Here is a 21459-nt window from a genome sequence, read left to right on the forward strand (position 1 = left end):
GAGCCCGTGTCGGGCTGCCGGCAATATCGCCTTGAAGGCGTGGTGCATACCACCGGCTTAGCCGGTGGTTTTGATTCCCGCAGAGAAAGCTATATTGTCTCATCGCGTGTGGAACATTCACGGAGGCGGGAATGAGTGCTGCGAAATCACAGATCTGCCGGCTGCTGGTGTGGGCGGCGGCGTTCGGGTGGGGCGTCTCGATCATCGGGACGCTCCTCCCCTGGGAGTGGATGGAGTTCATTCTTCAGGGGATGGGCAAGAGCTGTGCCACCGACGACCCGATGATCCGCTACCACTTCCGCATGGCGACGGGCGGGTGGAGCATCATCGGCTTCCTCTATCTGTGCTGTGCGCTCAATCCGCGGAAATACGCTTCAATGCTCCCGCTGCTCGCGTGGGGTGCGCTCTTCGAGAGCGTGATTCTGCTCATTCACGGTCTGGCGCTGGGGCTTGCCGCTTTTCCGTTTCTCGGCGATGTCGCTTTCTGCTTCGTCACGGGCGGCGGAATCCTGCTCTGCAAAACGAAAAACGCCGCCCCGTAAATTCATCCGGAGCGGCGTGATGGCTTGAAACTGTCAGAAGTTGAAGATGTCGTCGCAGAGCACCTCGTTGGTCGACGAATCTTTGAAGTCGGTGATGGACGCCCCGCCGAGTGCTGAAGCCGTGGCTGCTCCCGTAGCGGAACTTCCCATTCTGCCGTCGGCTCCGGCGGAGTAGAGATCGTAACCGGTCTTGTTGAATTTTCCGGGATAGGCGTAGTAGATTTTGTTGCCCCAGCCGTCGATCAGAACGTAATAATCATTGGAACCTTCCTGCTGGAGGTTTTTCTTCAGGTTCTCCGCATCGACGGTTCGCAGGAACTCCTTCAGGTAGTCGTCTGAGACCTCTTCGTTTTCATCGAAACAAAGTGAGGTGACCATTCCGTCGTCATCGATTTCAATGCGGATCTCCTTGAAGGCCGCATTGCTGCCGCTCGATCTTGTCGGAGGAAGGTATCCGAATTTGGTGTTGCAGGTTTCGAGAGCGGCTTCGAGGCGGGTGAGGAGCGCCCGCGTTCCGCTCTCCTTGGCGGAGTTCATCGCGTAGCTGTACATCCCGAAGCCGATGGCCGTCAGGACCCCGATCAGGAAGACCACGACCAGGATTTCGGTCAGTGTAAAATGCTTTTTCATCGGACAACCTTTCTTGTCTGGGTTGAAACTTTTCCCTACTGGGAATATAATATGCCTCAAACGGATTTTCAAAAGCGGAACAGGAAAAAATCATGAGAATTGATGGAAAAACCGTCCTCGTCACCGGCGGCGCGCGACGGGTCGGAGCAAATATTGTGCGCGCATTTGCGGCGGAAGAGGCGGATGTCATTCTGCATGTCCGCCATTCGCGGGAGGAGGCCGCCGAGCTTGCCGCTTCGCTGCCGCGTCCCGAACGGTGCCGGATCCTCATGGCCGACTTCGCGGTTCCGGGGGCGGCGGCGAAACTCTTCGCTGAATGCGGTCAGGTCGACATTCTCGTCAACAACGCCTCGATGTTCGAGACGGACGAACTCGTTTCCGGAAACGAAGCGCACGACCGGGAGCAGTTCGAGGTGAATTTCTGGAGTCCGCTCGCGCTCATGCGCGCGTTTGCGGCGCAGGAGCTGCCGGAGGGCGGGGCGATCGTGAATCTGCTCGATCAGGAAGTGACGCACCGCTCCGCGCACGGCGGCGCGTATGCGCTGTCGCGCCGGGCGCTGGCCGACGCGACGCTCGAACTTGCGCGCGAACTCGGCCCCCGGAATCTGCGCGTGAACGCGGTTGCCCCGGGGCCGGTTTTGCCGCCGCCGTGGCTTCCCGACGGGAAAATGGCCAAGACGATTCCGACGCTGCCGCTGCGGCGCAAGGTCGAACTCGACGATCTCACTTCCGCCGTGCTCTTCCTCTGCCGGAACGATTCGATCACCGGGCAGATCCTCTGCGTCGACTGCGGTCAGAGCCTGTGACCGGGAGTCATCTCCCGGTGATTCCAAAATGCTCGCAGTAGCGGTTGAAAAGGTGTCCCGCGGCGCGGTAGCAGGAGTTCGGGCTCATGAAGTGAGAGAATTCAAACGTGATCGCCTTTTCGATGCCGGCGGCTTTGGCGGCTTCAAGTTTCAGGAGCATCTTCTCCCATTTGATCGGCAGGAAGCGGATCGGCATGTCGCGGTCGAAGGTTTCGCAGTTGGTCCAGCTGGTCATGCCGTAGCGGTCGGTGAGCTTTTTGTTGATCCGCAGATAGTCGGCGAGTTCGTGGAAGTCGCAGTGGCCGTCCTGGAACGCGACGATGTCGACCGCGCCGTGGATCCCTTTGAGGATCTTGTCCCACTCTTTTTCATGCTGTTCGACGCCGATGGAGTTGTCTTTGGTGCCGACGGTGTCGACCGCCTTGATTCCGTCGATGAACGGGGAGATCATGGTCGGGAGGCCGCAGGAGATTTTTTTGACGAAGTTCCCGGTTTCGGCATAAAGGTCGATGATTCCGGCGGAGGAACGGCTCACTTCTAAATTCAGATACCAGCCGCCGAATGCCTTGCGGTGGCCGTACCGCCCCCATGCCTCTTCGGCGATGATGCGGCCGATGGCCATTTCGCGTTCGAATTCTCGGTTGATCCAGTACTTTCCCGAGTCGTAGAGGCCGAAATAAAAGGTCATGCCGTACTTTTCGGCAAGATCGAGAAAGAGGTCCACCAGATCGACCGGAGGACGGTAGCACCCTTCATTTTCGATCAGATACTCCGATGGATAGGAGAGAAAGCGGCGTAAGCCGCAGCGAATCAGGATGACGGTATCGATGCCGATGGACTTCATCGATGCGAAGTCGCGGTCCCACTCTTCCCGGCCCCAGTTCTGGTGGGGAATGTCGTAGCTGATTTCGTCGAGAAACGTTCCGGTGATCTTCATTGCTTTATCCTCATCGTTCGATTTGATGGCGCATAAAACGATTTAGTTTTCCTTCTGACATTTAATATAGCGAGTTTATGGTGAAAAAGCAAATTGGAATTGATTTTTCTGCAGATAAATTCTCCGGTCCGGCCGGGCGCAAGATCCGAAGGTTGCGCCGGCTCCCCGCTTCTGTATCTTGTTGTTGTATTTTTTTTGTACAGACTTGCAATATTTGTGCAATATAAATATAATATTGTCAGAAGGAAAGATGTTCCCCATAGAAGGTTGGTCTGAATATGCCGAAAATGATCGATGCGGAGGTTGCAGCTGTTTCGGAACAGTTGCGGAATCAGTTTCTGCTTTACCGTGAAGGGGAGAGGCTCCCCTCCTATCGGTCTCTGCTCGAAAGCTGCCGCTGTTCGCGCCAGACGCTGACCCTGGTATTGCGGCGGCTGGCGAAGGAGCGGGTGGTGCGCAGCGAACCGCGCCGTGGCATGTTTGCCTGCGGCGGAGGAGGTCGGGTGAGGAGAATTCTGTTTTTCCGGGTGGACTGGAACTGCGAACATGCAAACCGGATTTCCGAGGAGTTGCAATATGAGTTTTCCCTGCGGCGGAATTATGTTTACACGGAACAGCGTTATGCTCCGGATCAGCTTGAACGGGAGATCGGGAAATTTTCTCAGCGGCATTGCGATCTGCTGATTTTATGGCTGGAAGAGGTGGAGCCGCAGATTCTGCTTTCTCTCTTCAGACTGCGCATTCCAATGGTCTTTTTTGATTGCGGCATCATGCTGCATGGTGCCGCGATCCTGGATATGCAGGAGGAACTCATGGGGATGCTGGCCGCGAAACATCTCGTCGAGAACGGTCATCGCAGAATTGCGCTGCTCCTTACGGAACCGAAAGGATTGACCTGCACAAAAAAAATCAACGGTTTTTGCGATTACCTGCATCTGTACGGAATTACGCCCCGGCTGGTGGACTGCAACATCAGACACGGAGAGGCTTCCCGCAGCACGTGTGGCGATTTTCTGCTGGGATATTTTCAGTCTCACCGGATCGATTTTACCGCCTGCTTTGCGATGAGCGACTACTCCGCTCTGGCGGTGATGGAGAGCTTCAAGGTGCTGGGGAAACGGATTCCTGATGAGATCAGCATCGTCGGATGCCAGGGCGAGATGGCGGGGGAGAAGTGTGATCCCCCGCTGACAACTGTGGTTTTCGATGCGCGGGAAATCGCCAGGAAACTTGCGGCCGGAGTGGACGGCTTTTTTGCAGGTGGGGATTTCGGCATCTGCCGGGTCCCGCCGTTATTGATCCCGCGCGGCAGCGTTCGCAGAATCTCTCCGGAGGTGTCTCAGGTTTAACCCATTCAGGAAAGGGACGGTCATGCGTTTTTTCAAGGAGGAACAGATGGACAAACGAAGAAGAAATGGATTTACATTGATCGAACTTCTGGTTGTGATAGCGATCATTGCGATTCTGGCCGGGATGCTGCTCCCCGCTCTGAACCGGGCGCGTGAGAGCGCGAAAGGGACGGCCTGTCTCAGCAATATGAAGCAATGTCTGATGGCACAGATGTTTTATGCCGACGCCAACAAGGGAGCGTTTGTTTTCCTGGCAACGAATCAATATGGTAATTCCACCTGGGCAAAATTGTTTTCCGATTTCAATTATCTTTCCGACCGCAAGGTGACACAGTGTCCTACTGCAGTCAACGACGATGCCGATTCCACCTCCTGGAATGGCTGGTATACGTATGGCGTATATCGTGCCGCATCTGACTCCAAATACGATACGATCAAGGAGGATGCCGGCGACATGCGGTTTACGCTGACCACGCCGGAAACTCATCTGCTGCTTCAGAATCGCATGAAACAGCCTTCCGACACGGCTTTCATGATCGATACGCGATTCAAGGACGGGCGTGCCACTGCGCAGTTCAGCCCGCACGACGCGTTCGAGAGCGGGACCTCGTGCCAGGCGCTGGTTCATAATGAACGCTCCACCTCTGGATTCGCGGACGGCCACGCGAAGGCGATGTCGGGCGGAGAATTGCGGGAGTCCGCGTTGGAGTATTCGAAAATCATGTATGCCGATGGAACAATTCTGGATCTTTGAACATGAAAAAGACAATTGCGACGATGTTGGCGGCTGCGGCCGGAGTGCTGGGATTTGGGGCGGAGTCACCCTACGGGGTCTGCGCGCATCTGCAGCGATGGGAGTATGACCGGGCGGCCGAAGAGCTGAAACTCATGAAGGCCGGCGGCATCGACTCCGTGCGTTTCGACCTCGACTGGGATGCCATGGAGAGTTCGCCGGGAGTCTGGAATTTCGAGCGGATGGACTCGCTCGTGGCGATGGCGCGTGAACATAACGTCCGCATCCTGCCGATCATCGCCTACGACGTGAAATGGGCGACTCCCGCCTGGAAACATCTGCCGGAATTCCTGAACTATGTCGAGGTCGTCGTGAAACGCTATGGCGCGGATATGCCCGTAATGGAGATCTGGAACGAAGAGAATCTGCCGGGATTCTGGCGGGGAAAACCGAGCGGAAAGGAATACGCGTCGCTGTTGATTCCCACCTACCGGAAGATCAAAGAACTCAATCCGGAGATCAAGGTCGCCTACGGCGGCACAGCGGGCATTCCGCTGGATTTCATCGAAGAGTCGTTTCGGGCGGGCGCGGCAGAGGCAATGGATGTGATGTGCATTCATCCGTACCGCTGGAGCGAGACTCCCGAACTGAGCCTTGCCACCGATCTCGCCGCGCTGCACGAGCTGATGGAACGGTATGGCGTGGGAGACAAACCGGTCTGGTTCACGGAGATGGGCTATTCCACGGTTGAGCCTCTGCCGTTTCTCTCCGCAGTGCTGCCGCGTTTGTTCGCCGCACTGGAGATGAAGCCGGAAGCGACTGAATGTGTGACTTTTTCCGATGACGAGTATCTCTACTACACCGAGACGCCGGGATTTCAGCTGAAGCTCCTGCTGCCGGAGGTGAAGTCGGTTCGTTCCATCACGCTGAAGGAGTTGAAGAATCTGAAGGCCGCTCCGGACACCCTTCTGGTTCTGCCGACAACGGAATCGTTTCCGGCGGAATTCGTTCCGGAGCTCAAGGCGTATCTGCGCAACGGCGGGCGGCTGCTGTCTCCCGGCGGATTGCCGCTTTATTTCGATCTTCGCCGCGATTCGGAGACGGGGAAGATCAGCAAAGTACAGGTGAACGACCGGTATATGAAGCCGCTTCATCTGAGCTGGTACACCTTCTGGACCCGGCCGGGGACGCCGGAAAAACTTGAAAGTCTTGAACTTGCAGCACCTTATGCCGCGGGACCCGCGGTGGCGTTTCTCGACGGATTCCGGTTTTTCGACGGCGGACATCTCGCGGAAGAGGATCGGTTTGAACCGGTGCTTTACGGTCGTCGCGGGGAGTTCCGGGGGGCGATTGCGGGCGTCTATCACCTCAACAGTGATCTGAAGGGAAAGATCGCGGTCTGCGGCAGTCTGCCGCAACGGAACGAGGGCGTCCCGGAGGCGGTGCAGGCGGAACTGCTGCCGCGTACGATGCTGATCGCGTTTGCGTGCGGCATAGAACGTGTTTACTGGTACAGCTTCCGCTCGACTGAGTGGGCGCAATTTGATCGTGAAGCGCATTTCGGCATCATCCGGAACGATCTTCAGCCCAAGGCGGCCTACCATGCCTGTCGGACCCTGTCACGGATGTATCCGGCCGGGTCGACCAGGCCGGTGATCCGCAGCGAAGGCTCTCTCCATGTGGCGAACTGGAAAACTCCCGACGGGAACCCTGTTGCCGCTGTCTGGACGGTTTCCGGCGAGAGGCCGGTGTCGCTGGCGGTGAAACGGGGAACTCTTTCCGAGGTTCGCGATCTGATCGGGGAAAAACGCGAGCTCTCGGCGGAGAACGGCACGCTCCGCTTTACAGCCACTCCAGGAGTCCTTTATTTTTCCGGCGTGGAACTCTGAAAAAGCCGGTCCTTTTCACTCTGCCGGCAACTTCAGGGAGGGGGAGGAGATGGCATTCCGGTCTTCCTCCTCCCTGATTTTCTCCGGTCAGGGCAGGTCGAAACGGGGAACCCCGTTTTCCCAGCGGATGGGCTTTCGCGAGAGATACCAGCTTCGGCCGCCGTCGTTGTTGCCCTGATAAAACAGGTGCTGAGAGCCGTCGGGGGCGGTGAAGGCGAACGGATGTCCCGATTCGGAACTGTTCCAGCTGCCCGGTTCGCCGCTGGGGAGGACGGGGGAATCCGAAACCCGTTTCCAGTGGATGGCGTCATCGCTCACGGCACAGCCGATCTGCTGCGGGCTGTTGTTGTAGGCGCCGCCGTAGAAGAGATAGAGTTTCCCGTCATATTCGCAGAGCGCGGGAGCTTCGATGCACTTCTGCTCCCAGGGGAGTTCCGGCTGGAGGATGGAGTCGTCGCACTCCTGACGCCAGGTTTCGCGGCCGAAATCGCTGTCGAGAGGAGCGGACGCGACCGCGAGTTTCTGGATCTCCATCTCGGGATCGCGCGTGGCGACGTAGAGCCAGAGCCGTCCTTTGAACGGAATCACGTCGGCATCGATCGCGCGGCCGCAGGTCCACTCTCCGGTCGGGTGGAAGACCGGGTTGGTCGCGTCCGGGGTGAAGTGGATTCCGTCGTCGCTGACGGCATGACAGATCGCGTCTTTCGCGCCGTTGCCGTAGGTCTGGTAGAAGAGGTGAACTTTGCCGTCGAGCACGATGGCGCCCGGGGCGCAGAAGCCGTTTTTCTCCAGTTCCGTGAAGCGGGGCAAATCGGTGATTTTCGTCCAGTTGTCAAGGTCGGAACTCTCGGCGACCCCGATGATCCAGCCGTCGTTCGGGCGGCCGTCCCACCACGGCGGAACCGAATAGTACAGAAGGTAACGCCCGCCGAAAAAGACGACAGCGGGATCTTTCGCGTAAGTTTTTCCGCGCGAATTGTCGGCAAAATACATCATAAGAACTTCCCTCTCATCTCAGACAACCTGATTCGTGCATCATGCGTGGCCGAGCAGCCGCGCTGCGAGAAAATCGAGATAGCCGTCGAGATTGTTCCAGCCGACGGCGACTTTGACCGGACGGCCGTAACGCGGGGAGATGCGGGTGAATCCCGGATCGTCCACCACGAGCGGCAGCGTCTCAAATTGCGTGAAGGCGTCCGTCCAGGCGAGATGAACCGCCGCCGTGTCGTAGAGAGTGCTGGTTTCCGTGGCTTCGCCGGTTTGCCCGAAACTGGCGCGCCATGCCCGGTAGCAGGAGATGATCTGAGCGGCAACCGGATCCGCGGATTCCTTTACTGAGCGGTAACGTTTCCCGTCGAGCTTGATGAGCCCGCAATGGTCGAGCGGCGTGATGACGATCTCCCGCCAGGGGGCGGCAAAGACCGTCTGCGCGGCCGGAATGTCGATCTTGACGTTGTATTCCGCGATGGGGCCGGATTCGCCGTCGTGGCGGCGGTAGATGGAGCCGAGCATGGCTACGAGACGGCATTTGGAGACGAGCCCCGGGTAGTGGCGGCAGAACATCGCGAGGTTGGTGAGCGGCCCGATCCCGATGACGGTGGTCTCCCCCGGTTCGTCCGCCACGGTCCGGGCCATTTCCTCGAGACCGTCACAGCGGACTTCCCCCGGATAGTCGGAAGCCGTATAGGTTCCCAGCCACTCGCGCAACGTCTCCGGGGCGGGCTGCTCGAGGGCCGGGACGCCGACCGCGACCGGAATCTCCGGCCGTCCCGCGCGGTCGAGAAATTTCGCCGCGACGAGTGCCCGGTATTCCGTGTCCCCCGTGCAGGAGAGCACGAGTTTCGGGGCGAGTTCAGGCGTTTTGAGCAGCAGCCCGAGCGCCCAGTTGTCATCGATATCGTTCCCGATATCGGTGTCGAGAATGACCGGAATGGGTTTGTCTCTCATCGGTCGGCTCCCTTATTTCCGCGAGGCGCGAAATCACTTCCGCACGCGGTCGGCGACGCTTTTCTCATAGGCGTCGAGGTCTCCGATTTCGAGCCTGGCGACGCCGGATTTCATTGCGGCTTCCGCAACGTAACGCGCCACGCGGGGCACGACGCGCGGATCGAACGGCTTCGGAATCACGCAGTTGATGTTGATTTTGCCGTCTTCGCCGTCGAACATGCCGGCCTTTGCGTCGTCCGGATAGGCTTCGGCGAGCTGGGCCTTCACGTCGGCGGGGACGGCTTCCGTGGCGAGTTCGGCGAGGGCTGCGGAGGCCGCGAGTTTCATCGCCTCGTTGATGTCGCGTGCACGGACATCGAGCGCTCCGCGGAAGATGCCGGGGAATCCGAGAACATTGTTGATCTGGTTCGGGTAGTCGCTGCGGCCGGTGCCGACGATCGCGGCTCCCGCCGCAAGAGCCACATCCGGAAAGATTTCCGGAACCGGATTGGCCATCGCGAAGATGATCGGGGAGGGCGCCATGGATTTGACCATCTCGGCGGTCACGCAGTTCGGGGCGGAGAATCCGAGGAAGATATCGGCTCCCTTCATCGCATCGGCGAGTGTGCGCGCATCGGTGTCGGCGGCGAACTCGGCCTTCTCCGGATTGAGATCGGTGCGTCCCTTGTGGATGACGCCTTTCGAGTCGCAGAGAATGAAGTTTTCCCGCTTCGCCCCGGCGGTGACGTAGAAACGCGAACACGAGATTCCCGCCGCGCCCGCGCCGTTTACGACGAAGCGGCACTCCTCGATCTTGCGGCCGGTCAGCTTGAGCGCGTTGAGAATCGCGGCCAGGCTGATGATCGCCGTGCCGTGCTGGTCGTCGTGAAAGACCGGGATGTTCATGCGTTTTTTGAGGGTCTGCTCGATTTCAAAGCAGGCGGGTGCGCCGATGTCTTCGAGGTTGATTCCGCCGAACGTCGGTTCGAGCCGCTCGACGGTTTCAATGATTTTCGCCGCGTCGGAGCGTCCCTTCTCATTGAACACCTTGCCGAGGCAGAGCGGAATCGAGTCGATATCGGCGAACCGTTTGAAGAGCACGGCTTTGCCCTCCATGACCGGCAGTCCCGCTTCGGGGCCGATGTTGCCGAGTCCGAGCACGGCGGTTCCGTCGCTCACCACGGCAACGAGGTTGCCGCGCGAGGTATACTCCCAGACGCTCTCGGGCTTCTCCTTGATTTCGAGGCAGGGCTGCGCCACGCCGGGGGTGTAGGCCAGCGCGAGTTCCGCGCCGGTATCGCAGGGTTTGGAGGCGTTCACGGTGATTTTGCCGGGTTTGCCGTCGCGGTGGTAGGCGAGCGCCTGGAGTTTAAGTTCTTCCTTGGTCATCGTTGTTTCTCCCGAAAATGATAGATGAGTATTCTGAATTTTGCGTCAAAGGGTTCGAACCGGAATGCCGCGTTCCCGGAGGAATTGCTTGGCTTCCGGAATCGTGTAGGTGCCGAAGTGGAAGATGCTCGCGGCGAGCACGGCGTCTGCGTGGCCTTTCCCCAGCACGTCGGCGAGGTGTTCGAGCGTACCTGCGCCGCCGGATGCGATGACCGGGACGGAGACCGCGTCCGAAACGCGGCGGGTAAGTTCGCAGTCATATCCGGCACAGGTTCCGTCGGCGTCCATGCTTGTGAGCAGAATTTCGCCCGCGCCGAGTTCGACGCCGCGGACGGCCCACTCGACCGCGTCGAGTTCCGTCGCTTTGCGGCCGCCGTGGGTGTAGACGATCCAGCGCTCCTCGCCGGGGACTTTGCGGGCGTCGATAGCGAGTACGATGCACTGGCTGCCGAACCGCTCGGCGCCTTCCCGGATCAGATCGGGCCGCAGGATGGCGGCGGTGTTCACGGAGGTTTTGTCCGCGCCGGCCAGCAGCATGCGGCGGATGTCGTCGGCCGTGCGGATCCCGCCGCCGACGGTGAGCGGAATAAACACCTGTTCGGCGGTGCGGCGGACGACGTCGACCATGGTTTCGCGTGCGTCGCTGCTTGCGGTGATGTCGAGGAACACGAGTTCATCCGCGCCCTGTTCGTCATATTTCCGGGCGATTTCGACCGGGTCGCCCGCGTCAACGAGGTCGACGAAATTGACTCCCTTGACCACCCGTCCGCCGGTCACGTCCAGGCAGGGAATGATACGTTTTGCGAGCATCCGGGCCTCTCCTGTGTTGCTGATGCGTCATTTGATTTTGCTTAATATAACACTGCAATCCGGTTTTTGCACGGAAAATCCCGGGATTTTCCGCAGGAAAATTTGCTTTCCGGACGCTTCCCGGTTACATTTAGTAAAGATTGAAACGGTATGACCGGAAGGGGGTATTGTTTATGGATTTTTATGAAGTTGTTTCCCGGCGTCGGAGCATTCGCCATTATGCGGATCGTCCGGTTTCCGACGAGTCGCTCAGAAGAATCGCGCACGCAGTTTCGCTTGCGCCGACGGCCTGCAACCGGCAGGCGTTCAAGATTCAGGCAGTGCGGAATCCTGAAATCCGGGCCGCGATCTGCGCGGCCTGTCCGCAGCGGTTTCTGCCGGAGGCTCCGGTGATTCTCGTTGCGCTCGGCAACGCGAAGGAAGCGTGGCGCCGGGCAGGTGATGACCATTCGATCATCGAAATGGATCTCGGAATCGTGCTTGAACATGCGATTCTCGCCGCGACCGCGGAAGGGCTGGCCAGCTGCTGGGTGTGCGGATACGATTTGAAAAAGATGAATGAGGCGCTGAAGGTTGAGGCCCCGTGGAGCGCGCTGGCACTTGCTCCGCTCGGCTACGCGGCGACGGAAGCCGCCCCGTTGCAGCGCAAGCCCGAGGGCGAAATTTTTGAAATCATCGATTGAACGGTCTATGGGGGATATGGATAAGGTGATTGCCGGTCCGGGGTTTACCGGTACGGTGCATCCGGACGGCGACCGGGTGTTTGAACTTCGAGCCGGGACGCGGGAGCTGCTGCGGTTCGGACGGGTGCGTTGTGGCGGTTTCGCCGAGACCGGCGCACTCGTGAAGAAGCTGCGCGGTCATGGTTCGCTGGATGCCCTGTCGGCCTCGATCGATATGGAGTCGATTGTTCCGTTCGGTTGCGAATACCGGATCGGACGTGAGCTTGAGATGGTCTCGGGCCTCGGATTGTGGACGGTCGACGTGAGCGCGGTTACACGTGGAATCGTGAGTGCGGTCGAGCTTGAACCGGTTGTTTTTCCCGGGCCGTGGGCGAAGATGGAGTATCTCGTTTACGGGGAGAGGGAATTCCGGTGCGTTGTGCCCGGCGGGGAGGAGCGGGAGTTTGTGCGCGGTCGGGAGCTTGTCATGTCGGTCCGGCTCACGGCTCCCGACGGCGTGCGGGTCGAGTTCAACGCCGGCGGCGACCTCTGGAGACACCGTGCGGCGGCGTATCTGCCGGAAGTGGAAGGGGAGTATGCGCTTACAGGAAGCTCGAAGGAAGTCGTGCTGACCAGGAAGGTGTTTGTGTTTCCCGCTGAGGCGGTGATCGAAAAGCGGCCGTGGCGGTTTCGGAACAGCTTTGCCTGGTCGCTGCCGGGGGATGAACCGGGTTGTCCGGGAGAGGATTCGGATTCCGAGGCGGTGCTCGACTATGCGGTTCTGGTGCTGCCGGAGTCGGGGCGGCGGATCGAATGCGGCGGCGGGAGTACGCATTTCCCGTGCCTGACCAGTCCGGCGGCGCGGCGGATCTTCCGCGACTTCGTGCGGCGCGCCGGTTCGAATATTCGGGTGGCGGGGCTGGCTCCCGGAGTCTGCGGTGCGGCGGCTCATCTGGAGCGGCCGGGCAGGAGAGAGCTCGAACATCTCGACCTCGACGATTGCATTTCGTTTTATCTGTGGGGCAACCGTCGGCTGGCGGAAAAAGGATTTCGACTTCGGATCGCACCGTTTTCGGAGGGGCCGTTCGCCGGATCGGTGTGCGCGGCCAACCTCGGACATTATCCCCGCGTTCCGGTGGAAGAGTGGAGGGAAAAATGAATCTTCAAGAGTTGAACAAGTTGTTCGGATCGGAATTCGTGACGTTCCGGGAGGGACCCGGCAAATTTATTACCGCTGTGATCCGCAATCGCGAGGCCGAGGCGGAGATTTGTCTGCATGGCGCGCATTTGATGAAATTTGTTCCGAACGGGGAAGTGCCGGTGGTCTGGATGAGCCGTTCGAGCTGGTTCGAGCAGAACAAGCCGATTCGCGGCGGGGTTCCGGTCTGCTGGCCGTATTTCGGTGCGGCTGCGGATCCGGCGCTGCCGGCGCACGGGTTTGCGCGGCTTTCGGAGTGGCGCGTCGCAGAGGTGGCGCAGGAGGGAAATGCCACGCGGATTGCGTTTGAGCTCGCACCGCGGGATGTTACCGCGATGGCGGTACCGTTTGCGTTCGAGCTGCGAATGGAGTTCCTGATCGGCCGGGTTCTCCAGATGACGTTGACGATGAAGAACTGCTCGGAGAGCGAACAGGTCATCACGGATGCGCTCCACACCTACTTCAACGTGAAGTCGGCGGAAGCGATTGCGATCCGCGGTCTCGACACAGTGGAGTATGAAAACCGCGTGGTCGGCGCGGAAGCGTTCGGCTGTGTGCAGGATGGCGACATTCGGATCGACTGCGAGGTGGACCGGATCTATCTCGACACGACCGGGGCGGTGGAAATTCTTGATCCGGGCTTCGGCCGGACGATTGTGGTGGAAAAATTCGGCAGCGCCTCGACGGTGGTCTGGAATCCGTGGATTCGCAAGTCACACGCGATGCCGGATTTCGGCGACGAGGAGTATCATACGATGGTCTGCATCGAAGCGGTCAACGCCTCGAAGGACCGCCGCACGCTCCGGCCCGGCGGGAGTCACGTTCTGAGTCAGAAGATCACCGTGAAACGGTAAGCGCGACGAGGCCCGGAATGTACTTCCCGTAACGGATGTGGCAGACCGGGCAGCTCCCCGCCGGAATCTCGGTGTGTGCCTTGACCGGCGGAGAATTCCTGCCTCACATTTTTCCCGGATGATAGTTCTGTTCCAGATAACGGTTGATGTCTGCCGGTTTAATCCGGTAAAATTTGTCAATCCGGATGAACGGAATCTTTCCTGCATTGCAGAGCTGGCGCATCTTCTCGTTTGAAATTCCGAGAGTTTCCGCCGCCTGATCCAGCGTCAGGGTCGGCATGACCGAAAAGCGCGCCTCGATCCGTTCGGCAATCCGGTCGCCGATCGCAATCGCAAGTTCCTCGTTCCCCATTTTATTCTCTCCATAGTTTTTACCTGGTTTGTTTTTGTATAAACATTTGCGGCAAAAATTTTTTTCCATTTCATTCAAGAGGAAGCGGATCAATTCTGCATCAGATTGAATGCCTTTTTCCTGCTTTATCGCTTTTATCTTCGCGAGTTCTTGAAGCGTAAACACTTCTGTCTGATCCATGTTTTCGTTCTCCTTTCTGGATTAATGTATGTTTTTATGAAAAACTATTTCAAGTATTTCTTTTAAAAAAATTTTGATTTTGGGGTATTCGGTAATATTTTATAAAGGGGATGATGAACGCGAAGGAGAACGACTTGTGGCTGTTTTTGAGGAGCTTCGCTCGGCGTTGCGTCGTCAATACGACGATGGACTGACACAACAGGAAATTGCAGATAGAACTGGAATATCACGACCGCTAAAAGCCAGGACGTGGCTGCCGACGCCACCGAGAAGATCGGATAAACCGAAATTCAAGGGAAAATTCCCGTTCAGGAAAGGATGAAAGATTTCTGTTGGAGTTCAAATGATTTTCTTACGCATCTTAACAATCGTTTTGGTTTTTGTTTATGTGGTTTGGGAGCGGCTCAAATTTTCCGCTGTTTTCTGATTTAGGAGTAGGAATCATGATGCGTTTTCTCATGGCAATGTTCTGTGCGGGAGTCGGGTGTCTGCTCGCTGGATGCTGGACGGTTTACGAAACACCCGCGGTCGCGTTGGATCGTTCGCAGAAATTCGATTTGAATCTGCGATTGGAGGGATTCACCCTCACCACACTGCAGCAGACCGGATTCAGCAGCAGTACGGCAAATGCCACCGCTTACGACTGGCAGACAAACACTACTGTAACTGCTCATGGCAATTCAACAACAGCCCATTACGCGTATCGTCCCGATGAGTCGTTTTCGTATTTGGTCACTGATGCGTTTGAAACGCTCGGATTCAATATCCGCAGCGATTCCCCGGAACTCGTCCTCGCCGGGAGAATCGGCGACGGGCGATTCCCATGGAAAAGCTGGCAGCTCTGGGTTCGAGACGCTCCCCTTTTTTTAGTTGCTATTCCAACTTTTGGAATGGTAATCAGTTGCCCCCGGGTCAATGATGCAGTGATTATCGTCTATGACCGTTCCGGAAAAAGAATCGCAGATTACTACGCAGAACAGCAATATTATTCGCTTTCTTTCGGGTTTCCATTCGCAAACTTTTTTAATAACAAGGCTTATGAATGGTATGGGGACCGACGGGCCGCTCAATTTGCCATGGCTGACTGCCTGAATCAATTTCTCGCTGATTTGAAAAACGGAAAATTCAACGAGGCAATCGAAAAAGCAAAAACACATTACGCCTCCAAATCTTCCGCTGATAAACAGGAGTAATCCATGGCGCTGCGTCGACGGGGAAAGGATATTTTTTACCACTGTTCCTGTTGAGCCGGCGGTTTTGAGTTTATCCTTCATCATGTCGTCGGAGTGTTTTGATTGTTTTGTGCGGTTTTTTGATTCATTTGTGATGGAAAATCCGCAGAAAAAAGAGTATTCTATATCCGTAACCCGAATTCCAACAAAAATCGAGGTGGATGAATGGATAGTCTGTATGCTGCCGACCGCAAAGTGAAGTTCGACGACCTTTTTGCGTCTCCGGGGGCTCTTTACCGCGATACGCCGTTCTGGGCGTGGAACTGCAAACTCGATCCGGAAGAGCTCAAACGACAGATCCGGATCTTCAAGCAGATGGGAATGGGCGGTTTTCATATGCACGCCCGTACCGGTCTGGGTACGCCCTACCTCGGTCCGGAATTCATGGCCTGCGTGAAGGAGTGCGTCTCCACCGCGAAGGAACTTGACATGCTCGCGTGGCTCTATGATGAGGACCGCTGGCCTTCCGGCGCGGCGGGGGGAATCGTCACCCGCAATCCGGAGTTCCGCGCGCGTCACCTGCTCTTCACCCCGAACCGCCGGACAGAGGCCCCGAACCCGGAAAACGACAACTCCGGCCGGTTTCTCGCCGCCTGGTCGGTTCGACTCGACGACTCCGGCGCGCTCGCAGACTATCACCGCATCGGCGAGGATGAGAATCCCGCCGGGGGAGCGGAGAAATTCTACGCCTATTTGATTGTAGCTGAGCCGGATCCATGGTACAATGATCAGACCTATGTCGATACGCTCAATCCCGCCGCAATCCGGAAATTCGTCGAAGTGACCTATGAGGCTTATTTCCGCGAGGTCGGCTCCGAATTCGGCAGAACCATTCCGGCGATCTTCACCGACGAGCCGCAGTTTACCCGCAAGAGCGCCCTGAAATTCGCCCGGGAAAAACGTGATGCGGTGTTCCCGTACACAAACGATCTGCCCGAGAGCTATCGGGCCGCTTACGGCTGCGATCTCTTCGACACCTTCCCGGAAGTGGTATGGGAGCTGCCGGATGGAAAATATTCGCTCGCACGCTATCGCTATCACGATCATGTCGCGGAGCGCTTCTCCGCCGCCTTCGCCGACACGATCGGCGGCTGGTGCGAGAATCACGGCATCCGGTTCTCCGGACACATGATGGAGGAGCCTACGCTTGAATCTCAGACCTCCGCGCTCGGAGAGGCGATGCGCAGCTATCGTTCGTTCCAGTTCCCCGGTATCGACATGCTCTGCGACCAATTCGAATACAGCACGGCGAAACAGGCGCAGAGCGCCTCCCGCCAGTTCGGTCGCGGCGGCGTGCTCTCGGAACTGAACGGAGTGACCGACTGGGACTGGGACTTCAAGGGGCACAAGGGTCACGGCGACTGGCAGGCCGCGCTCGGCGTGACCGTCCGGGTTCCGCATCTCTCGTGGGTGTCGATGGCGGGGGAGGCCAAGCGCGACTATCCGGCTTCGATCAGCTATCAGTCGCCGTGGTACAAAAAGTATCCGATCATCGCGGACCACTTCGCGCGGGTGAATGCGGCAATGAGCCGCGGCCGGGCCCGGGTGCGGGTTGGAGTGATTCACCCGATCGAATCCTACTGGCTCGTCTACGGACCGCAGGATATGACCGCTTCGCGGCGGTCGTCGCTGACGGAGACTTTTGAGGCGATCACTCACTGGCTGCTGAACGGGCTTGTGGACTTCGACTTCATCGCGGAGTCGCTGCTGCCGGAACTCTCTCCGGTTCAGATCGGCAGGAGCTTTATCGTCGGCGAGATGGGGTATGATGTCGTGATCGTGCCGCCGTCGATCACGCTGCGCGGGACGACGCTCGACCGGCTCGAAAAATTCCAGGCTGCGGGCGGCCGCGTGATTTTCGCCGGAGACGTTCCGGTCTGCTGCGACGCGGTGATGTCCGACCGGGCGATGAAACTCGCGGAGAAGGCGGAACGGATCTCCTTCACGCGCGAATCGGTGCTCCGGGCAGTGGAGGATCTGCGCGATGTGGCGGCGATCCGGAAGTGTGACGGTTATCCGATGGAGCATCTGCTCTATCAGATGCGCGAAGAGCAGGGCGTTCGTTACCTCTTCCTCGTCGACACCGAGCGGATCGGGGTCGCGCGGGATTTGTACGTCAAAGTGCGCGGAAACTGGCAGGTCGTCTATTGCGATACCATGACCGGAAAGCAGACGCCGGTTGAAGGTGTGCAGAAGAACGGCTGGACGCAGTTTGAATATCCGATGTATCCGCACGGTCATCTGCTTGTGAAGCTGCTGCCGTCGAACGAGTGTCGCGGGGAGCAGATCGGCATTCCGCTTTTGACGGATGCCGAAGCCGAGGCTGCGACGGTTGACCACATCACCGGAGTGTTTCCGATTTCGCTCGACGAGCCGAATGTGCTGTTGCTCGACCGGCCGAAATGGCGGCTGGCGGGTGATGCCGAATGGCAGCCGGCGGAGGAGATTCTGCGGCTCGACAACCTGGTCCGGAAGCGTCTTGGCGAGCGTCCGCGCGGCGGGCACATTGTTCAACCGTGGGTCTACGGAAAGTCGACCGAAGTGCTTTGCACACTTGAACTTTGCTATACGGTCGAGACGCTGATCGACGTGGAGTCGCCGCTTTTCGCGATGGAGGAGCCGGAGAATGCCGAGATCTTCCTTGACGGCGTAAAAGTTCCGTTCGAAGAGAACGGGTACTGGGTGGACCGCTCGTTGAAGACGGGATTTCTGCCGCGCCTTGCGGCCGGGACGCATGAACTGCTCGTCCGGATCGCCTACACGCGGTCCGGCAATGTGGAACGCTGCTTCATTCTCGGGGATTTCGGGGTGGAGCTGCGCGGGGATTCTGCGCGGATCGTCGAGCCGGTTCGGGAGCTTGTCTGGGGCGATGTGACCCGGCAGGGGCTGCCGTTCTATGGCGGGAACATCACGTATCACTGCCGCTTCCTTCAGGAGGAGGAAGAGGAGCTGGTGCTGCGGATTCCGAGCCGGGTCACATCTGCGCCGGCCTCGCTGGCCGATACGGTGGTTTCGCGTGAAGTTCCGCTCGGGGGATTCCGCGGGACGCTTGTAAGTGTTTCGCTCGACGGAAAACCGGTCGGGGATCTTGCGTTTGCGCCGTACCAGTGCGAACTCGGGAACGTTGCGAAGGGCGAGCACACGCTCGATCTGACGCTGTACGGCAGCCGCGTGAATTGCGAGGGATCGGTGCATCTCTCATTCCGGATTCCGTGGGCGGGGCCGGGTGCGTGGAGAACCGAAGGCGACATGTTCTGCCGCGAGTACCAGGTGCAGCCGCTCGGCATCACAATCGCTCCGCGGCTGCTGCGGAAGTAGTCGTCCGAATCGGCGGAAAGAGTTCCGGCGGATTTGTCTGTCCGCCGGAACTCTTTTCCTGATTTGACCATGGTGCAGTATGAACCATTTCGCTATAGAAAGCAGTATCAGATTCAATTTTTTCTAAGTTGTTGTGCTTTTTTTAATGACGGTTTCACTATAATCAAGCCGGAAACGGGTTCTTTTTCAAGTATCTTCTTTAAAATATGCTCGATTTTCCGGACGTTATCCGCGAAAAGCGGAGAATGAATTTGCTCTTCCGGGAACCTGCCGCGTCTTTACGCTTCAGTCTGTGTCTGAGTCGCAGGGGGGACGCAATTGGTTCGGTTCCGGAGGCGCGGGAGCGGGCCATTCGGTGAGGACCGTGAAGGTGTCGCGTCGCCACTCCTTTCGGAATTTCGGCGGCATTCGGTAATTCCCTCCCGGCGCGGAGAGCTGCCAGCCGGGGAAATCAATCGGAACGATACGCTCGTTCTCATGCCGGAACACCCGGGCCATGTGCGTGAAACGGATCGCTTCTCCGCTCAGGGCATCCACGGGAAGCGGGATGCCGAGCTCCTCAAGCGTTTCCGGCAGACGCCCTTTCCCGCGCCGATACCTTTCGACCTGCAAGGCCAGTTCCGTCATGCGGCAGCGCGTCTCCGCCCGCAGCAGCTGATCCCGTCCGAAAAAAGGATTCCTGCCGACGAACGGCTCCTGATACCATTTCGCGTCTGCCAATTCCCGCTTCAGGGCCTCGTCCGCCGCAGGACTCCACTTCTCCGGATGGTCGAGATACTCCGTCACGATTCGCAGATGCCGCATCGCAAGCAGCCGGTCCTGCTGCTGAACGGTCTCCGTCCAGAGGCACGGGAGCGTCGGAAAGAGGGTCGTATTGCCGCGGAAGAGAAACTCCAGCGTGCCGTTCCGAATCTCCGGTCCGACGTAATTTTGCACGTTCAGCCTCAAAACCAGCAGCACATCCGGATACGGAACCGCCAGCGCGGGAAGCAATTCCAGGGAAAGGTACGCGGTACCGCGTCGCCCGCCATGAGAGGAGGCTCGAAGTCGATCGAGCCGGCCGCGATTGGAGTCGGCGACTTCCCGCAGTTGCGCATCATTCAGCAGACCGCTCCCCAGCAACGCGCCGATGGTATCGCATCGAATGCTTTCGATCCCTTGAACTGCCAGCGCTTCGAGGAGAAAATCGCTTTCCGGAATCAAATCCAGAAAACGGGTCATGAGCCGGAACAACCGCATGGCCTCCTTCCCGTCCCGTTCCTCGAGCGCCGCTACGATCCTGAGACTGTAACAGCGCGCGGCGGCAATCAGATAGCTCTCGGAAAGAAATCCTGGATCGATCAGCAATCCGTCCGGAAGAGGACGCGGATATTTCAAACTTTCACCCGATGCGATCAGCGACTCAGGCGGCAGGAAATCCGCCCGGCACTCTTTCCCGGCAAGACAGGCTTTGAGCTTCCGTCGTCCGCTCTCCGGAGAGGCGAAATACTCCATCGTCGACATCGGCAGCGGAAAGTTTCGACAGCGATTCACCAGCGCCCCGAATTCCGCATTCGGCGCACCTCCCCGGTTCAAAAATTGTTTCAACTCTCCGCGGTTGACGGGAACTCCAATATTCTGGAGCAGACGGGTTTCCCTCCAAATCTCATGTTGTGTTTCGTAATAAAGGAGATATCCCGACAGCGTCACCAGCAGAAAAGCGATAAGCAGCCCAAGCCAGCCGAGCCGTTCCCGTCTTTCCATCGGCACATCGGCGATGCGCCGGGCGATTCCGAGCCAGCAGCCCGCGCTCACCGCGAGCGCGCAGAACGGGATCGGACTCAACGGGCCGATGACGAGTCCCGTAATCCAGTAAAGCGCCGCCCCCGCGATCATTCCCCACGGCAACCAGTGCGACGAACGCGGAAGCTCTCCGGCAAGCGAGCGGCCGAGGAACCAGTAGCGGATTCCCGGCAAGCAGAGTCGGAGATCCTCCCATGCCGAAATGCTCCGATGACGCCGTTCTTCCCGCATGACCGCGATCCAGCGGTTCTGCTGAAAGGCGATTCCCAGAGCCGCGGCGCATCCCGCGCCGGCCGTCAGAAGCGGCAGAAAGAGGACGAGCAGCTCAAAGAGGTAAACAGTATGATCCTCTCCCGAACAGAAGTACGGCTCGACTTCGTGCAGTACGCCGGGCAGGGTCGCCAGCCCCAGCACGGCAAAACCGGCAGCCCGCACATAACGGACATTTTCCGCAAAGAGTCCCTTCAACGTAACGTTTTCCGTTTTCTCCGGAAAAGGCGGGCTTGTCGCGGACCCCTCCGGTTCCTGGGAAAGTGGAATCTCCGGGCGGCAGCCGTCTCCTGCCGGTTTCGGCAGATTTTCCGTGCAGTTTCGAGTTTACGCCGGAGAGTCTGTTTCCGGATCGCTGCGGCGAATTTCCCGAGAACGAAAAGTACAAGCAGCACTCCCGCGCCGATGAGCGCTCCGTCCGGGCCGATCCACTGGAGCCCGCTCCACTCCTGGTGCAGCGGAAAGAGACGGATCAACCAGCCGGCGAAAATAGCCACCCAGAAGAGAAAGACCACGATTTCAATCCGAGGCAGAAATTTCATACTCGAAAATCTCCCGTTTTCGGCGGAGAAATTTCCCTTTGAAGAAACTCACCGCACG

Annotated in this window: 19 protein-coding genes; 10 read left to right on the forward strand and 9 right to left on the reverse strand. The window is 58.4% G+C overall.

Features of this window, described 5'->3' with window-relative positions; genetic code table 11:
• Positions 1 to 131: 131 nt before the first annotated feature.
• Positions 132 to 542 (forward strand): hypothetical protein, encoded by a 411-nt coding sequence (locus tag Q0K10_RS05000; RefSeq protein WP_294504058.1) that lies wholly within the window; start codon positions 132 to 134, stop codon positions 540 to 542.
• Between the two features lie 33 nt (positions 543 to 575).
• Here the strand turns inward: Q0K10_RS05000 and Q0K10_RS05005 are convergent, their stop codons facing one another.
• Positions 576 to 1172, reverse strand: coding sequence for a type II secretion system protein GspG (locus tag Q0K10_RS05005; protein ID WP_294504063.1), 597 nt, complete (start codon positions 1170 to 1172; stop codon positions 576 to 578).
• 92 nt (positions 1173 to 1264) lie between these two features.
• Between Q0K10_RS05005 and Q0K10_RS05010 the strand changes: the two genes are divergently transcribed.
• Positions 1265 to 1978: an SDR family oxidoreductase gene (locus tag Q0K10_RS05010; protein ID WP_294504066.1), complete on the forward strand. Its 714-nt coding sequence runs from the start codon at positions 1265 to 1267 to the stop codon at positions 1976 to 1978.
• Between the two features lie 7 nt (positions 1979 to 1985).
• Here the strand turns inward: Q0K10_RS05010 and Q0K10_RS05015 are convergent, their stop codons facing one another.
• Positions 1986 to 2915, reverse strand: coding sequence for a DUF4434 domain-containing protein (locus tag Q0K10_RS05015; protein ID WP_294504069.1), 930 nt, complete (start codon positions 2913 to 2915; stop codon positions 1986 to 1988).
• Between the two features lie 278 nt (positions 2916 to 3193).
• Between Q0K10_RS05015 and Q0K10_RS05020 the strand changes: the two genes are divergently transcribed.
• From Q0K10_RS05020 to Q0K10_RS05030, 3 genes are read left to right on the forward strand one after another with little or no spacing between them, the layout of a single operon-like run.
• The gene (locus tag Q0K10_RS05020) at positions 3194 to 4264 is read left to right on the forward strand and encodes a substrate-binding domain-containing protein (protein WP_294504072.1); all 1071 of its coding nucleotides are present in this window, start codon (positions 3194 to 3196) and stop codon (positions 4262 to 4264) included.
• A gap of 46 nt (positions 4265 to 4310) precedes the next feature.
• A complete protein-coding gene (locus Q0K10_RS05025) occupies positions 4311 to 5018 on the forward strand; it encodes a type II secretion system protein (protein ID WP_294504074.1) in 708 nt (235 codons plus the stop codon).
• Positions 5019 to 5020: 2 nt separating this feature from the next.
• The gene (locus tag Q0K10_RS05030; RefSeq protein WP_294504077.1) at positions 5021 to 6886 is read left to right on the forward strand and encodes a hypothetical protein; all 1866 of its coding nucleotides are present in this window, start codon (positions 5021 to 5023) and stop codon (positions 6884 to 6886) included.
• A gap of 87 nt (positions 6887 to 6973) precedes the next feature.
• Here Q0K10_RS05030 and Q0K10_RS05035 read toward each other — a convergent pair whose 3' ends face one another.
• Genes Q0K10_RS05035 through hisF form a run of 4 tightly spaced genes read right to left on the reverse strand, consistent with a single transcriptional unit; the run spans position 6974 to position 11011 of the window.
• Entirely contained in the window at positions 6974 to 7882 is a 909-nt protein-coding gene (locus Q0K10_RS05035; RefSeq protein WP_294504080.1) for a family 43 glycosylhydrolase, read from the reverse strand.
• Positions 7883 to 7921: 39 nt separating this feature from the next.
• A complete protein-coding gene (locus Q0K10_RS05040) occupies positions 7922 to 8833 on the reverse strand; it encodes a nucleoside hydrolase (RefSeq protein WP_294504083.1) in 912 nt (303 codons plus the stop codon).
• Positions 8834 to 8866: 33 nt separating this feature from the next.
• Positions 8867 to 10201 (reverse strand): malic enzyme-like NAD(P)-binding protein, encoded by a 1335-nt coding sequence (locus Q0K10_RS05045; protein ID WP_294504086.1) that lies wholly within the window; start codon positions 10199 to 10201, stop codon positions 8867 to 8869.
• Between the two features lie 45 nt (positions 10202 to 10246).
• Positions 10247 to 11011: an imidazole glycerol phosphate synthase subunit HisF gene (hisF, locus tag Q0K10_RS05050; protein WP_294504089.1), complete on the reverse strand. Its 765-nt coding sequence runs from the start codon at positions 11009 to 11011 to the stop codon at positions 10247 to 10249.
• A 173-nt stretch (positions 11012 to 11184) separates the two neighbouring features.
• Between hisF and Q0K10_RS05055 the strand changes: the two genes are divergently transcribed.
• The 3 genes from Q0K10_RS05055 to Q0K10_RS05065 are packed head-to-tail and all read left to right on the forward strand — an operon-like array spanning position 11185 to position 13725.
• Positions 11185 to 11694: a nitroreductase family protein gene (locus Q0K10_RS05055; protein ID WP_294504092.1), complete on the forward strand. Its 510-nt coding sequence runs from the start codon at positions 11185 to 11187 to the stop codon at positions 11692 to 11694.
• A gap of 16 nt (positions 11695 to 11710) precedes the next feature.
• On the forward strand, positions 11711 to 12832 hold the full coding sequence (locus Q0K10_RS05060) for a hypothetical protein (RefSeq protein ID WP_294504094.1): 1122 nt from the start codon (positions 11711 to 11713) through the stop codon (positions 12830 to 12832).
• Positions 12829 to 13725, forward strand: coding sequence for a D-hexose-6-phosphate mutarotase (locus tag Q0K10_RS05065; RefSeq protein ID WP_294504097.1), 897 nt, complete (start codon positions 12829 to 12831; stop codon positions 13723 to 13725). The genes Q0K10_RS05060 and Q0K10_RS05065 overlap by 4 nt, the downstream gene beginning before the upstream one ends.
• A gap of 103 nt (positions 13726 to 13828) precedes the next feature.
• On the opposite strand, the gene Q0K10_RS05070 is transcribed toward Q0K10_RS05065, so the two are convergent.
• A complete protein-coding gene (locus tag Q0K10_RS05070; protein WP_294504101.1) occupies positions 13829 to 14077 on the reverse strand; it encodes a helix-turn-helix domain-containing protein in 249 nt (82 codons plus the stop codon).
• Between the two features lie 623 nt (positions 14078 to 14700).
• Here Q0K10_RS05070 and Q0K10_RS05075 point away from each other — a divergent pair.
• Positions 14701 to 15450 (forward strand): hypothetical protein, encoded by a 750-nt coding sequence (locus Q0K10_RS05075; protein ID WP_294504105.1) that lies wholly within the window; start codon positions 14701 to 14703, stop codon positions 15448 to 15450.
• Positions 15451 to 15654: 204 nt separating this feature from the next.
• Complete coding sequence (locus Q0K10_RS05080) at positions 15655 to 18807, forward strand: hypothetical protein (protein ID WP_294504109.1); 3153 nt, start codon at positions 15655 to 15657, stop codon at positions 18805 to 18807.
• Positions 18808 to 19092: 285 nt separating this feature from the next.
• Here Q0K10_RS05080 and Q0K10_RS05085 read toward each other — a convergent pair whose 3' ends face one another.
• Both Q0K10_RS05085 and Q0K10_RS05090 read right to left on the reverse strand, forming a co-directional pair.
• Positions 19093 to 21057: a hypothetical protein gene (locus tag Q0K10_RS05085; protein WP_294504111.1), complete on the reverse strand. Its 1965-nt coding sequence runs from the start codon at positions 21055 to 21057 to the stop codon at positions 19093 to 19095.
• A complete protein-coding gene (locus tag Q0K10_RS05090) occupies positions 21054 to 21401 on the reverse strand; it encodes a hypothetical protein (protein ID WP_294504113.1) in 348 nt (115 codons plus the stop codon). Before Q0K10_RS05090 ends, Q0K10_RS05085 begins: the two co-directional genes overlap by 4 nt.
• Positions 21402 to 21459: the final 58 nt, after the last annotated feature.

The organism is uncultured Victivallis sp., assembly GCF_944391105.1.
GTDB lineage: Bacteria > Verrucomicrobiota > Lentisphaeria > Victivallales > Victivallaceae > Victivallis.